We start from the raw sequence: 13,949 nt of genomic DNA on the forward strand, positions 1-13,949 counted from the left end.
TTTTCTATAAAATTAACAGAAAGATTTTTTAACTTCCTGGTATTCATTCATAATTTCTTGAACAATTTCAGCAGCTGGTTTAATTTCATGAATTAGTCCGGCTATTTGACCTATTTCTAATTCTCCATTTTCTAAATCGCCTTCAAACATACCTAACTTAGCTCTGCCTCTGCCCAATTTACTTTTTAATTGCTCAACACTTGCTTTTTGTTGATATAGTTCTTGAAGTTCTGTATAAAATTTATTTTTAATTAACCTTGTAGGCGCTAATTCTTTTAATGTTAAATGTGTATCGCCATCCTGCGCCTTTACAACCTCTTCTTTAAAATTAATATGTGCGGAAGATTCTGTACTGGTTACAAATCTGCTTCCAATTTGAACTCCATCTGCTCCCAAAACCATTGCGGCTAACATACCTCTTCCAGTAGCAATTCCTCCAGCAGCAATTAAGGGAATAGTCAATTTTTCTTTCACCATAGGAATTAACGTAAACGTAGTTGTTTCTTCTCTTCCGTTATGACCACCAGCTTCAAAACCTTCTGCAACAACTGCATCAACGCCTGCTTCCTGAGATTTAACAGCAAACTTTACACTGCTTACAACGTGCACAACGGTAATACCATTTTCTTTTAAAAAAGGCGTCCAAGTTTTTGGATTTCCTGCGGAAGTAAATACTATTTTAACACCTTGCTCAACAATAATTTTTAAAATCTCTTCAATATTTGGATACAACATAGGTACGTTAACACCAAAAGGTTTATTAGTAGCTTTTTTACATTTTTGAATATGTTCTTTTAACACTTCTGGATACATAGATCCTGCCCCAATTATTCCCAATCCACCAGCATTACTAACCGCTGATGCTAATTTCCACCCACTATTCCAAACCATACCTGCTTGAATTAATGGATATTCTATATGAAATAATTCTGTAATTCTATTTTTCATTTAATCTTTAAAGAATTTTGAAATTTTATTATTTGTTCCGAATGAAGTTTTAATTATATACAACCCTTTTGGTAATTGAGAAATTTCTAATTTAGGCAGATTTTTAAATACATTTTTTTCTATTAACTTCTTGCCTAATAAAGAATAAATTGTAACCTCAATTTCGTTAATATCTGTAGGAAAATAAAAATTTAAATAATCGTTAACCGGATTTGGGTAAAATTTAAAATATTCATTATCAAGTATTGCCTCTTCAACTGATAACGTATTGTAAATTGTTTCAAAATTTGGTATTCCATATCCTTCATGGTTGGTTGGATTAGAATATAAATGAGCACTTTCTTTTACAATTTGCGTAATTTCTGCATTTGTTTTATTAGGAAATGCTTGCCATAAACAAGTAACCATACCGGCCATTATTGGACCTGAAAATGATGTTCCGTTAGAAGTTGCTATTGATCCAGATGCATTAATTATATACACTCCGGCACCTTCTGCACATACATCTGGCTTAACTCTTCCATCATACGTTGGCCCATAAGAACTGAAATTTGCAATAAATTTATCTTTATCAACAGCCCCAATACTTAAAACTGATGGTGCATCAGCTGGTGCAATTATATAGTGCCAAGAATTATTTCCTTCATTTCCTGCTGAATTTACTAATAACATACCTCTAGAAAATGCTATTTCAGCACCTCTTGTAATGAATGTGGTTTGCCCATCCATATTATTGTATGTATAGTTATAATTTATATCATCAAATTCATAATATCCTAAAGATGTGTTAATAACATCAACCCCTAATCTATCGGCTTCTTCAGCAGCTTCTACCCATAAACTTTCTTCTAAAGGTGTTTCATTATAATAATCTTCTGTAATAAATAAATAAAAGCTAGCATCGGGAGCTGTACCTACAAAATCGTTTGTTGCTATACCATCATCAGAATAAATATAGCATGCAATTGTAGAAAGTACTGCCATACCATGATAATATCCCGTATAAAAATTTGCGTTTCTATTTACAAAATCATAACCTCCTAATATTTGATTGTTATCTCTCAGTCTTTGAAAAGCACTAAAAGTATCTACATTTGGAAAACCTGCATCAATTACTGCAATTTGCATTCCTGCACCAGTAAAATTATTATGATGCAATATTTCTCCCTTCAACATTTGAATTTGGTTTGCGGCTTGCCCATAATTAAAATTAGTGGCTATTTTTAATTTATTTTGTGACTTGCTTTTTACATTCTGATTTGAGTTTTTCCTATCTGAAAGTATATTTTTATCAGCAAATTCAATAGAAGCTACTATATTTGTTCCATTAACCTGTAAAGCATTTAAAGCATCAATTGCTTCATAAGTTCCTTTTACGTGTAAAGCATTTAACCATTTAGATTTTGCTAAAACTGATATTCCTGAAGCACTTTCAACCAAATCTATATATGAAGCTTCAATAGGAACATCTTTAAAATCTAAAGGAATATTATATCTGCTTCGTCTATCTAATGCTCTTTGAGTTAGCATTGTTAAAGGAGCATTTAAAAATGTATTTTTACTGGGTTTATCATTAAAATACACCCAAGCATCTTCATCTTGAGCATTCATAATACTCACAGAAAATATTAACAAAAACAATAGCAGTTTACTTTTCACATATAAGAATTTAGAAAACCTAAAATACAATTATTTTATGATATAACCCCAGAACCTAATAACTCATCATTTATATACCAAGCTACAAATTGTCCTTCGGTTATGGCAGATTGTGGATTTTCAAATTCCACATACAATCCATCTTTAACCTTGTATAAAGTTGCATTTTCTAATTTTTGACGATACCTAATTCTAGCCAATACAGGTAAACTTTCACCATCATTCAAGGCTAAATCTGTTCTTATCCAATGGATTTCTTCATTGTTTACAAATAAAACATTTCTGTACAATCCTTGATGATTTTTACCTTCACCCGTATAAATTACATTTTCAACCACATCTGTATCAATAACAAATAAAGGTTCTTTTGTGCCACCAACTGCTAAACCTTTTCGCTGACCTTTTGTAAAATAATGAGCACCTTGGTGCTTTGCAACAACTTTACCTTGATTAACTGAATATTTTGTTTTTTTTGCATAAAAAGCAAGTTCTTCTTCTTTACAAGTAAAAACTGGAACCTTTTGATTATAAACTTCAGAAGTTGCTGGAATTTGAACAATTACTCCTTCTTTAGGTTGCAGCTTTTGCTGTAAAAATTCAGGTAATCGTACTTTTCCAATAAAACATAATCCTTGCGAATCTTTTTTATCTGCTGTAATTAAATCTTGTTCTGCAGCTATTTTTCGAACTTCTGGTTTCGTTAATTCTCCAATTGGAAATAATGCTTTTGCTAATTGCTCTTGAGAAAGCTGGCATAAAAAATAGGATTGATCTTTATTCCCATCTTTACCTGCCAAAAGTTTATAAACTGGTTTTTTATCAATAATTTCTTCACCTTTGCGGCAATAATGACCTGTTGCAACATAATCTGCGCCTAAATCCAATGCAATTTTTAAAAAAACATCAAATTTAATTTCACGGTTACATAAAACATCAGGATTTGGTGTACGTCCTTTTTCATATTCATGAAACATATAATCAACAATACGCTCTTTATATTGTTCACTTAAATCAACCACTTGAAAAGGAATTCCTAACTTTTCGGCTACAATCATAGCATCGTTACTATCTTCTAACCACGGACATTCATTAGAAATAGTTACAGATTCATCGTGCCAATTTTTCATAAACAAGCCAATTACTTCGTAGCCTTGCTCCTTTAATAAATATGCAGCAACACTACTATCTACACCTCCCGAAAGTCCAACAATTACACGTTTCATTTTAAAAATTTTAGCCTACAAAGTTACAACTTCTAGTTAGTAACAAAAAGTTAATTTTTAATTGTTTAAATATCTGTTCTATGAATCAGTAACCAAAACAAAATTTATTTTTAAATTCGCTTAAAATGAAGTTTTTATGAAGTTTAATTTAATATACTTAACGCTTATTTTAATTAGTTTTAAAACGTACGCTCAATTGCCCGAAGGTTTTGTGTATGTAACTAATGAAATTCCTTCCATAAAGACTGAACTTCGCTATTTTTCTGAAAATAATTTTGTGGGTAGTATTATTGATGGATACAAAGCCAATACCACAATACTAACTAAGGAAGCTACAATAGCATTAAAAAATGTACAAGAACAACTATTAAAGAAAAACTTATCGCTTAAAATTTATGATGCCTATAGACCACAAAAAGCTGTGAATTACTTTTGGAAGTGGTCAAAAAATTTAAACGATACTTTAATGAAACAGCAATATTATCCGAATTTAAAAAAATACGATATTTTTACAAGACAGTTTATTGCCAAATACTCCAGACATAGTAGTGGTAGTACTGTTGATGTAACTATAGTTGATAATATTACTGGTAAAGAATTAGATATGGGAACTCCTTATGATTTTTTTGGTGAAGAATCTTCTATAAATTTTAAAGGTATTAACGAAACACAGCAAAAAAATAGAATGTTATTACTGCAAATAATGTTGCGTAATGAATTTAGAAATTATCCGAAAGAATGGTGGCATTATACTTTAAAAAATGAACCATTTAAAAACCAATATTTTAATTTTGATGTAAAATAAAAAAGCCTATTATAAAAATAATAGGCTCTGCATCTTAAAAGGCAAGTATATAATTAAATAACTTTTACGTTTACTGCGTTTAATCCTTTTCTACCGTCTTGTAAATCGAATTCTACCTCATCACCTTCGCGAATCTCATCGATTAATCCAGAAATGTGTACAAAATGTTCTTTGTTTGAACCATCTTCTTTTATGAATCCAAATCCTTTAGCTTCATTGAAGAATTTTACTGTTCCTTTACTCATTATTAAAAATTTAAAATATTATATTAATTGCAAATGTACTCTTTTATTATTTAAATCTATTATTTTTAATAAATTATATTTTATTTTAAATAAAACACACAAAATTTATTAAAAAAATAATTATTTTTTATGGATTAAGATAATCTATAAATTTCCATAATTTCATCTAATATTTTATTAAAATTGATTTTTAAATCTATCAATTCTCCAGTGTGTATATCCCATACCCAGCCGTGTACTGTTATATTTCTTTTTTTAAATGCTTGTTGAACATCTGATGTTTTTAAAATGTTAACACATTGTTCTTGAACGTTTAATTCTACCAACCTATCATATTTTTTTTCTTCACAAGTAATTAAATCAAGTTCAGTTTTATGCAATCTATACACATCTCTAATATTTCTTAACCAAGGATTTAATATTCCTAAATCTTTAGATTGCATTGCTGCTTTTACTCCACCGCATGAATAATGCCCACAAACAATTACGTGTTGAACTTCTAAATGGCTTACGGCATAATTTATCACGGACATTACATTTAAATCAGTATTAGGAACCATGTTTGCTATATTTCTATGAACAAAAACATCACCAGGTTGAACACCCATTAAATCTTCTGCAGAAACACGACTATCTGAACAACCAATGTATAAAATTTGAGGCGATTGACCTTTTCCTAATTCTTTAAAATATTCTGGATCTAATTTTAATTTTTCAGATATCCATTTTTTATTGTTTTCAAATATTGTAGCTATATTCAATGTTTTATTTTTTTGGTTAATAATTTATATCACAAATAAAAGAAAAAAAATGATTTAAAAAAGTTTTAATTAATTCTTACCATCATTGTAATATTTCCAATCGCCTACTCTTTCATCATTTTCATAAGCACCTGTATAAATAAGTTTTCCATCAACGTTGTAATAATTTGCCTGTCCGTTTAAAACACCATTTATATAATGTAAATCTTCTAGCAGTGTACCGTTGTCGGCATAACGTTTTATGTTTCCATCTAATTTTCCGTTCTTATAAATTAGTTGTTCGCTTATTTTTGAGTTTTTAAAATAACTTAGGTAAGATCCTTCTAAAACACCATCAATATAATTTTCTTCAATCATTAAAGTTCCGTCAGGATAATAGTAAACCCATTTTCCAACGCGGATTTTTCCATTCATTTTCCCTTCACTTTCTTTAGTGCCATCTTCTTTATAATATACAACACTAGCAATATTGTTATCTTTTGAAAAAGTTTTAATTATTATAGGATGTTCAGAACTTAAAATGCTATAATATTTAAAAACTCCTATTTCTTTATCAGCTTCAAACTGACCTTCATATCGAATTCTATTATTACTATGATATTTTTTCCAAACTCCAGTTTTTCTCCCTTTTGAATCTAATTGATTTATTTTCTCTTGTGCATTTAAATTTATTGGAGCAAGTAGTATACAGGTAAAAATTAATAATATTGTTTTATAAATTTTCATTTCAATATTTTATTTAATTGTTTTAACCCAATTTAAAAGCGTATTGTATTGGTCTTCGGTCATTTTAGCGTCTTTATGAATAATTAAATAACTTTTTAAAGGCATTTTTTGTTCCTCTAACTCTTCTTCAATGTCTTTTATTATATGACTTTTTTGATTTTCGTTATACACAGTCCATTCAGAAAAATTTAAGTGTTCTTTACCTTCATTTACATGAGAAGCTAAGTACCATGAAATTGGGGCAATTTCGCTATACCAAGGGTAAACAGTATTGTTTGAATGACAATCATTGCATGATGTTTTCAATATTTCTTGAACTTCAGTAGGTACATCAACAACTTTAGAAATATCATTTGAATAATTTTGAGAATTATTTTTCTCAGGTCTAATAAATTGAATTAAAACAACAACAGCCAAAATGGCTAATAAAATTTTTTTCATAATTTTTAAATTTAAAACCTTATTTTAATAACGCTAAAATAGGTATCTTTAATATTTAAACATACTTATATTCTATTAATATTTCAAAATAAAATGGGAATTTCAAATTTTTGGTTTTACGCCATTATGATAATTGCAATAGCACATGTTGTTGCTGGTTTTGTGTATTTATTGTATAAACTCTCATCAAAGAAAAAAGACAAACACAGTAAAGATGAGTAAAGATTATTTAATTTATCAACTTAATACTATTGAAAATGCTCGGCGTGACAATAGATTAAAAGTTGCCAATTTAGTAATTGAAAACAAAAATTTTTTTCAGTTTTTACTTGAAATAGTTTTTGAGTTAAACAATAAAACAGGCATAAAAGCAGCTTGGATATTAGAGTTGGTTTGTGAACAAAAATTAGATTGGCTTGTTCCACATTTAGATAATTTCACTAAAAACATTTCAATAGTAACTCAAGACAGCGCTGTACGACCAATTTCTAAAATATGTAATTTCATGGCAATTGCATATACTTCTAAAAAAGATAGTTTATTAAAAGTCCAACTGAAAAAAAACCATATCGATTTAATTATTGAAGCTGGTTTTGACTGGATGATTAGCAACCACAAAGTTGCCACAAAAGCTTATGCAATGAATACATTATATTTATTTGGAAAAAACTATAATTGGGTTCATGAAGAACTAAAACTAATTATTCAACAAAATATTACAACTGAAAGTGCCGCTTATAAAGCACGCGGAAAGATAACTTTAGCACTGATAAACAAGAAATAAAACTATCTAATTTAGCTTAATTTCATTAATTTTGCATTTTTCAACTTAAAACTAACAAATGACATTAACAAGTTTAAATGCCATATCACCAATTGACGGTAGATACAGAAACAAAGTAGAAAGTTTAGCGCCTTTTTTTTCAGAAGAAGCTCTTATTAAATATCGTGTAAAAGTAGAAATTGAATATTTTATTGCTTTATGCGAAATTCCACTACCTCAATTAGCAAATTTTGACACCACTCTTTTTACAGAATTAAGAAAAATTTATATCAATTTTTCTTCAAATGATGCGCAAAAAATAAAAGACATTGAAAAAATTACAAATCATGATGTTAAAGCTGTTGAATATTTTATTAAAGAAAAATTTGATGCTTTAAATCTTCAAAAACATAAAGAGTTTATCCATTTCGGATTAACTTCACAAGACATCAATAACACATCTGTTCCGCTTTCAATTAACGATGCATTTGATACTGTTTATTATCCAGAATTGGCCGCATTATTAGAAAAAATGATTGCTTTGGCAAATGAATGGACTGCCGTTCCGATGCTTGCTCGTACTCACGGACAACCAGCATCGCCAACACGTTTAGGTAAAGAAATTGTTGTTTTTATTGAGCGTTTAGAACAACAAATTAAACAATTACAAAATATACCTTATGCAGCAAAATTTGGTGGCGCAACAGGAAATTTTAATGCTCATAAAGTAGCATACCCAAACATTGATTGGAAAATTTTTGGAACACATTTTGTTGAAAAAGTTTTAGGTTTACATCATTCATTTCCAACAACTCAAATTGAACATTATGATCATTTAGCTGGTATATTTGACGCATTAAAACGTATTAACACCATTTTAATAGATTTTGATAGAGATATTTGGACCTATGTTTCCATGGATTATTTTAAACAAAAAATTAAAGCAGGTGAAGTAGGTTCATCAGCAATGCCACACAAAGTAAATCCAATAGATTTTGAAAATTCAGAAGGAAATTTAGGAATTGCTAACGCTATTTTTGAACATTTATCTGCTAAATTACCTATTTCTCGTTTACAACGTGATTTAACTGACTCAACCGTTTTAAGAAATGTTGGTGTTCCTTTCGCTCACACAATTATTGGCTTTAGTTCTACGTTAAAAGGGTTGAATAAGTTAATTATAAATGAGGCAAAGTTTGCTGAAGATTTAGAAAATAATTGGGCGGTAGTTGCGGAAGCAATTCAAACAATTTTGCGTAGAGAAGCATACCCAAATCCATATGAAGCGTTAAAAGGGTTAACCAGAACTAACGAAAAAATTACACAAAAATCTATGGCCGATTTTATTGAAAGTCTAGATGTTTCAGTTGAAATTAAATCAGAATTAAAAGCCATAACACCAAGTAACTATACAGGAATTTAAATATGAAAAAAATAATTCTAATAATTTGTCTTTTTACAGTAAGTATGAGTTGTAAAGAAGAAGCTCCAAACCCAAATCGTTTTAAAGTTGGAACTTTTGAAATTCCGGAAGGAAAAGGTTATAAAAAAACTATTATTATTAGAAAAGACTCCCTTCAAATTGAAAAGTATGAAGATAGAACTGATACGCTATCTATTACTTGGAAAAATAATTTTAACTACACTTTAAAAATGTTGCATCCAAAATCTGCAATTGATGAAGATCCAATTCATGTTAAAATTACCAATGTAAAAAAAGATTCGTATGAGTTTGAAGCTGTAATTGGTCATTCAAACTTTGTTCAAAAAGGAGAAATCATCAAAAAATAAATTTACAAATGGAAGTTTTTTTACACGCAGATACCTGGATTGCATTACTTACCTTAACATTTTTAGAAATTATTTTAGGAATAGATAACATTATTTTTATTTCTATAACTGCAGGAAAATTACCTAAAGACCAAATTAAAAAAGCAACAAGATTAGGTTTATTATTAGCACTTATTTTTAGAATTCTTTTATTAATGGGTGTTTCGTGGTTAATTTCTATGAAAGCACCTTTTTTAAGTTTCGATTTAACTTGGTTTAAAGCTGGCATTACGGGGCAAAGTGTAATTTTAATTTTAGGTGGAATATTTTTGTTATACAAAAGCACCAAAGAAATTCATCATAAAGTTGAAGGTATTGATGAACAAGATACAATTACTACAAAAAGTAAAGTTTCAACAACTTTAGGTAAAGTAATTTTTCAAATTGTAATGATTGACATTGTTTTTTCATTCGACTCTGTATTAACAGCTGTTGGTATGACAAATGGTATTGAAGGCGCGTTACTTATTATGATAACAGCTGTAATAGTTTCTATGATTATTATGATGATTTTTGCAGTTCCTGTTGGTGAATTTGTAAACAAACACCCAACTATACAAATGTTGGCACTTTCCTTTTTAATTTTAATTGGTTTTATGTTAATAACAGAAGGAGCGCATTTATCTCATGTAGAAATTTTTAATCAACCTGTTGGAGCAATTCCAAAAGGCTATTTATATTTTGCCATTGCTTTTTCATTAGGTGTTGAAGCATTAAATATGAAAATTAGAAAAAAGGAATAATTTAAGTAAGCATCAAAAAAACAACTAATCATATAATTTAAAAAAATCCTGTTTTTTGCAGGATTTTTCTTGTTACATTTATAAAAAATCTGACACATCATATTATGAACGAACGTAGGACTACCAATATTTTATTATTAATAATTGTAATCCCTGCAATTTTTTATTTACTTAAAATATTGCATTTCATACTAATCCCATTAGTAGCCTCTTTATTCATAGCTTTATTATTTTTGCCATTAATGAGGTGGCTCTCAAAAAAGAAAATTCCAAATTCTTTAAGTATTATAATAGTGTTATTCATTTTTGTTGCAAGCTTATTAATTAGTGGAGAAATTATAAAATTAGCTAGCACAGAAATTATGCAAACTCAAGCTGCATTTATGGCCAAAGCACAATTAAAATTAACCGACTTAGCCTATACTATAGAAGATTTTTTAGGCTTAAAATTTATGGAAGACGGAAATCTTTTAAACGTTTTTATAAATAAAGAAGCATTGGGGAAAAATTTTGGTTTTACAATTGGTTTTATTGGGAATATAATTTCAATGTTATTAATGACAGCGTTTTTTGTAGTCCTTTGGCTCGCTGAATCTCTTAACTTTTATAAGGTTTTAAGTAATACTATTTTTAAAAAACAGTATGCTTCTGCTAAAATTTTCATGAAAATTGAAAATGATTTAATAACATTTGTAAAGGTAAAATTTTTGGTTAGTGCATTAACTGGTATTGGATTTGGACTTGCCTGTTACTTTTTTAACGTTAGTTTCCCAATTTTTTGGGGCTTATTTGCTTTTCTTATTAATTTTGTACAAATGATTGGTTCAATAGTCTCTGTTATACTATTAACATTATTTGCTTTTGTTGAATTAGACCCAACTAGTACATTACTATTTTTTATCCTAACAATTACATTAGTACAAGTTGTATTTGGTAGTATTTTAGAGCCAATTTTTATGGGTAAATCGTTTTCTATAAATGTAATAGCCATACTAGTTTCATTAATGTTTTGGGGATACATTTGGGGGGTTCCTGGACTTATCATGTCTATACCTATAACTGTATTTTTAAAAATAATTTTTGAACAATTTCCACAAACAAAATTGTTTGCAACGCTACTAGATGGTTCTGACCAAAAAATAAAGATTACAAGTATAAAAAAACAGGTTTAATTTCATTTTTATTTTGTAACTTCATTGTATATTTAACTCCTTATTTTTCAATTAGTTGTTGAATTCAAAATTTGGAATTTTAAGTAATAATAGTTACATACAACTGTAATATTTATTACGGTTTACACTTTTCACCTCCTATACATTTGCATCAAACTAAAAAGCAAAAACTATGCGAGGCACATACATATTATTAATTTCAATTTTATTTTTTAACACACTAAAAATTCATGCACAACAAGAAGTTTCCATTTCTTTAAATGAAGTTTTAGAAAAAGTTGACAATAACAATCATACGATTAAAATTGCTGAACAAAATTACAACTCTGCAAAAGCTGATTTTAATCAAACCAATGCTATTTTATTGCCAAACATTTCCATTTCGCATTCGGCAATTACAACTACCAATCCGTTAATGGCATTTGGTTCAAAATTAAATCAGGAAATTTTAACACAAGCCGATTTTAATCCAGCTTTATTAAACGATCCTGATGAAATAAATAACTTCACCACAAAAATTGAAGTGCAACAACCAATATTTAATGCTGATGGTATTTTTATGCGTAAAGCTGCAAAAGCTAAAATGAATGCTTTTGAATTACAAACTGTAAGAACGAAAGATGCTATAAAATTGGAAGTAACCAAAGCTTACATGCAATTACAAGTTGCTTACAAAGCTGTTGAAGTTTTAGAAAAAGCAAAAGAAGCTGCTTTAGAAAGCAAAAAAATTGCAGACAATAATTTTAAACAAGGTTATATGCAAAAAGCCGATATTTTATCTGTGGAAGTACACGTAACCGAAATAGAAAATCAACTATTAACAACAAAAAGTAATGTTAAAAATGCTTCAGATTATTTGTTGTTTTTAATGGGTGAAGAAAGTAAAAATACATTAAAACCTAGCAATGAATTAATTGCAGACTCCAATTTAGAAATTTACAGTATACAATTATCTGAAAACAGAGCAGATATTGAAGCTATGCAAAAAAGTACAGAAGCATACAGCAATATCTATAAAGCTGATAAAATGAGCTTTTTACCAAGATTGAATGCTTTTGGAACTTATGAATTATATGACGATCAACTTTTTGGAACAAATGCTAAAGGATATTTAGTAGGCGCACAACTTTCTTGGAATGTGTTTGATGGATTTAAAAGTATTGGAAAAGCACAAAAAAGTAAAGCTGAATTAGATAAAGCTGAAATTAGTTTAGATCAATACAAAAACCAAAGTCAGTTAGAGTATAACAAAGCTAAGCGTCAGTTAATCGATGCCGAAAATCAGTTAAAACTAACAAATTTAGCATTAGAGCAATCTAAAGAAGCTTTTAGAATAAGAAAAAATAGATTTGAGCAAGGATTAGAAAAAACATCTGATTTATTAATTTCTGAAACTCAATATTTAAAAAAACAGTTAGAACAACTACAAACTATTTTCAATTATAATTTTACAAAAGCATACGTAGAATTTTTAACTAAATAAACTAATAAAATCAAACTAATAGAAGATCACAAAAAATAAAAATCGATGAAAAATTCACTAAAAATAATAGCAATTGCAACTTTATTAGTAATAGCAAGTTGCGGAGATTCTAAAGAAAAAGCAATAGACAATAGAACAGCCGTTGCTGTAAAAGTAAATACACCATCATCAGTAAATGGCGCTTTTTTAACTGCCAGCGGAAAAATTGAAGCGGTGCAAAACGCTAACTTAAGTACAAGAATGATGGGTTATGTAAACAATGTTCATGTAAAAGTTGGGCAAAAAGTTAACCAAGGTCAATTATTAGTTAGCATTAATAGTGCTGATATTTCTGCTCAAAAAGCTCAAGTAAGTGCCTCAATAACAGAAGCTACTGCCGCTTTTAAAAATGCTGAAAAAGACTACAATAGATTTAAAGCTTTATTTAGCGACAATAGTGCTTCTCAAAAAGAAATGGATGATATGACTGCACATTACGAAATGGCAAAAGCACGTTTAGAAGCTGCCAAACAAATGAAAAATGGCATAAAAGCACAATTATCTTACTCTAATATTACAGCACCTTTTAGCGGAGTAATAACAGGAAAATATGTAAATAAAGGTGATATGGCAAACCCAGGAATGCCATTAATTAGTATGGAAACGCCAGGACAATTTCAAGTAATTGCTATGGTTCCAGAATCTGAAATTACTAAAATTAGCAACGGTATTGAAGTAAATGTTTTGGTAAAATCTACCAATAAATTATTAAAAGGAAAAGTTACTGAAGTTAGTACATCTACTAAAAATACTGGAGGACAATATTTAGTAAAAGTTGTTTTGGATAAAACAGACGAAAAATTGCTTTCTGGAATGTTTACTTCAGTTCAATTTCCTATAGTGAAAAAAGCAGATACTAACAATGTAATTTTAATTCCAAAAAGTGCTTTAGTAACTCAAGGACAATTAACAGGTGTTTATACCATTGGAAATGAAAATACAGCACTTTTAAGATGGTTAAGAATTGGTAAAAACTATGGCGATGAAGTGGAAGTTTTATCAGGTTTATCTGCAGATGAACAATACATTGTTTCTTCGGACAGTAAATTATTTAACGGAGCAAAAGTAACTATTCAATAATATTAATAGTAGCGTTAGGGATAGCAGTGAA

At 28.9% G+C, this 13,949-nt stretch carries 16 protein-coding genes; 9 read left to right on the forward strand and 7 right to left on the reverse strand.

Translation table 11 applies throughout. The features are described 5' to 3' along the window. Positions 1-12: 12 nt before the first annotated feature. Genes BM335_RS14200 through mnmA form a run of 3 tightly spaced genes read right to left on the reverse strand, consistent with a single transcriptional unit; the run spans position 13 to position 3,830 of the window. Positions 13-948: an NAD(P)H-dependent flavin oxidoreductase gene (locus BM335_RS14200; RefSeq protein ID WP_090229779.1), complete on the reverse strand. Its 936-nt coding sequence runs from the start codon at positions 946-948 to the stop codon at positions 13-15. After that, entirely contained in the window at positions 949-2,607 is a 1,659-nt protein-coding gene (locus tag BM335_RS14205) for a S8 family serine peptidase (protein WP_245780681.1), read from the reverse strand. Positions 2,608-2,642: 35 nt separating this feature from the next. Next, positions 2,643-3,830: a tRNA 2-thiouridine(34) synthase MnmA gene (gene mnmA / locus BM335_RS14210; RefSeq protein WP_090229787.1), complete on the reverse strand. Its 1,188-nt coding sequence runs from the start codon at positions 3,828-3,830 to the stop codon at positions 2,643-2,645. 136 nt (positions 3,831-3,966) lie between these two features. Here mnmA and BM335_RS14215 point away from each other — a divergent pair, with 136 nt between their 5' ends. Then, positions 3,967-4,635: a M15 family metallopeptidase gene (locus BM335_RS14215; RefSeq protein ID WP_090229791.1), complete on the forward strand. Its 669-nt coding sequence runs from the start codon at positions 3,967-3,969 to the stop codon at positions 4,633-4,635. A 53-nt stretch (positions 4,636-4,688) separates the two neighbouring features. On the opposite strand, the gene BM335_RS14220 is transcribed toward BM335_RS14215, so the two are convergent. The 4 genes from BM335_RS14220 to BM335_RS14235 all read right to left on the reverse strand — a co-directional run bounded on the left by BM335_RS14220 (position 4,689) and on the right by BM335_RS14235 (position 6,808). Continuing rightward, positions 4,689-4,880 (reverse strand): cold-shock protein, encoded by a 192-nt coding sequence (locus BM335_RS14220; RefSeq protein WP_090229794.1) that lies wholly within the window; start codon positions 4,878-4,880, stop codon positions 4,689-4,691. A gap of 134 nt (positions 4,881-5,014) precedes the next feature. Continuing rightward, on the reverse strand, positions 5,015-5,641 hold the full coding sequence (locus tag BM335_RS14225; protein WP_090229797.1) for a carbonic anhydrase: 627 nt from the start codon (positions 5,639-5,641) through the stop codon (positions 5,015-5,017). Between the two features lie 69 nt (positions 5,642-5,710). After that, the gene (locus tag BM335_RS14230) at positions 5,711-6,367 is read right to left on the reverse strand and encodes a toxin-antitoxin system YwqK family antitoxin (protein WP_090229801.1); all 657 of its coding nucleotides are present in this window, start codon (positions 6,365-6,367) and stop codon (positions 5,711-5,713) included. 9 nt (positions 6,368-6,376) lie between these two features. After that, complete coding sequence (locus tag BM335_RS14235) at positions 6,377-6,808, reverse strand: heme-binding domain-containing protein (RefSeq protein WP_090229805.1); 432 nt, start codon at positions 6,806-6,808, stop codon at positions 6,377-6,379. A gap of 93 nt (positions 6,809-6,901) precedes the next feature. Between BM335_RS14235 and BM335_RS15960 the strand changes: the two genes are divergently transcribed. The 8 genes from BM335_RS15960 (at position 6,902) to BM335_RS14270 (ending at position 13,918) form a co-directional block, all read left to right on the forward strand. Then, on the forward strand, positions 6,902-7,030 hold the full coding sequence (locus tag BM335_RS15960; RefSeq protein ID WP_262493871.1) for a hypothetical protein: 129 nt from the start codon (positions 6,902-6,904) through the stop codon (positions 7,028-7,030). Next, the gene (locus BM335_RS14240) at positions 7,023-7,592 is read left to right on the forward strand and encodes a hypothetical protein (protein ID WP_090229809.1); all 570 of its coding nucleotides are present in this window, start codon (positions 7,023-7,025) and stop codon (positions 7,590-7,592) included. The genes BM335_RS15960 and BM335_RS14240 overlap by 8 nt, the downstream gene beginning before the upstream one ends. Before the next feature lie 58 nt (positions 7,593-7,650). Then, on the forward strand, positions 7,651-8,994 hold the full coding sequence (gene purB / locus BM335_RS14245; RefSeq protein WP_090229812.1) for an adenylosuccinate lyase: 1,344 nt from the start codon (positions 7,651-7,653) through the stop codon (positions 8,992-8,994). A gap of 2 nt (positions 8,995-8,996) precedes the next feature. After that, positions 8,997-9,362 (forward strand): hypothetical protein, encoded by a 366-nt coding sequence (locus tag BM335_RS14250; RefSeq protein WP_245780682.1) that lies wholly within the window; start codon positions 8,997-8,999, stop codon positions 9,360-9,362. An 8-nt stretch (positions 9,363-9,370) separates the two neighbouring features. After that, complete coding sequence (locus BM335_RS14255; protein WP_090229822.1) at positions 9,371-10,144, forward strand: TerC family protein; 774 nt, start codon at positions 9,371-9,373, stop codon at positions 10,142-10,144. A 104-nt stretch (positions 10,145-10,248) separates the two neighbouring features. Next, on the forward strand, positions 10,249-11,316 hold the full coding sequence (locus tag BM335_RS14260; RefSeq protein ID WP_090229826.1) for an AI-2E family transporter: 1,068 nt from the start codon (positions 10,249-10,251) through the stop codon (positions 11,314-11,316). Between the two features lie 172 nt (positions 11,317-11,488). Beyond that, positions 11,489-12,799, forward strand: a complete 1,311-nt coding sequence (locus BM335_RS14265) for a TolC family protein (protein ID WP_090229831.1) — start codon at positions 11,489-11,491, stop codon at positions 12,797-12,799. A gap of 45 nt (positions 12,800-12,844) precedes the next feature. Further along, the gene (locus tag BM335_RS14270) at positions 12,845-13,918 is read left to right on the forward strand and encodes an efflux RND transporter periplasmic adaptor subunit (protein ID WP_090229835.1); all 1,074 of its coding nucleotides are present in this window, start codon (positions 12,845-12,847) and stop codon (positions 13,916-13,918) included. The last annotated feature ends 31 nt before the right edge of the window (positions 13,919-13,949 follow it).

It is taken from the genome of Lutibacter maritimus (genome assembly GCF_900116115.1).
In the GTDB taxonomy this organism is placed as follows: domain Bacteria; phylum Bacteroidota; class Bacteroidia; order Flavobacteriales; family Flavobacteriaceae; genus Lutibacter; species Lutibacter maritimus.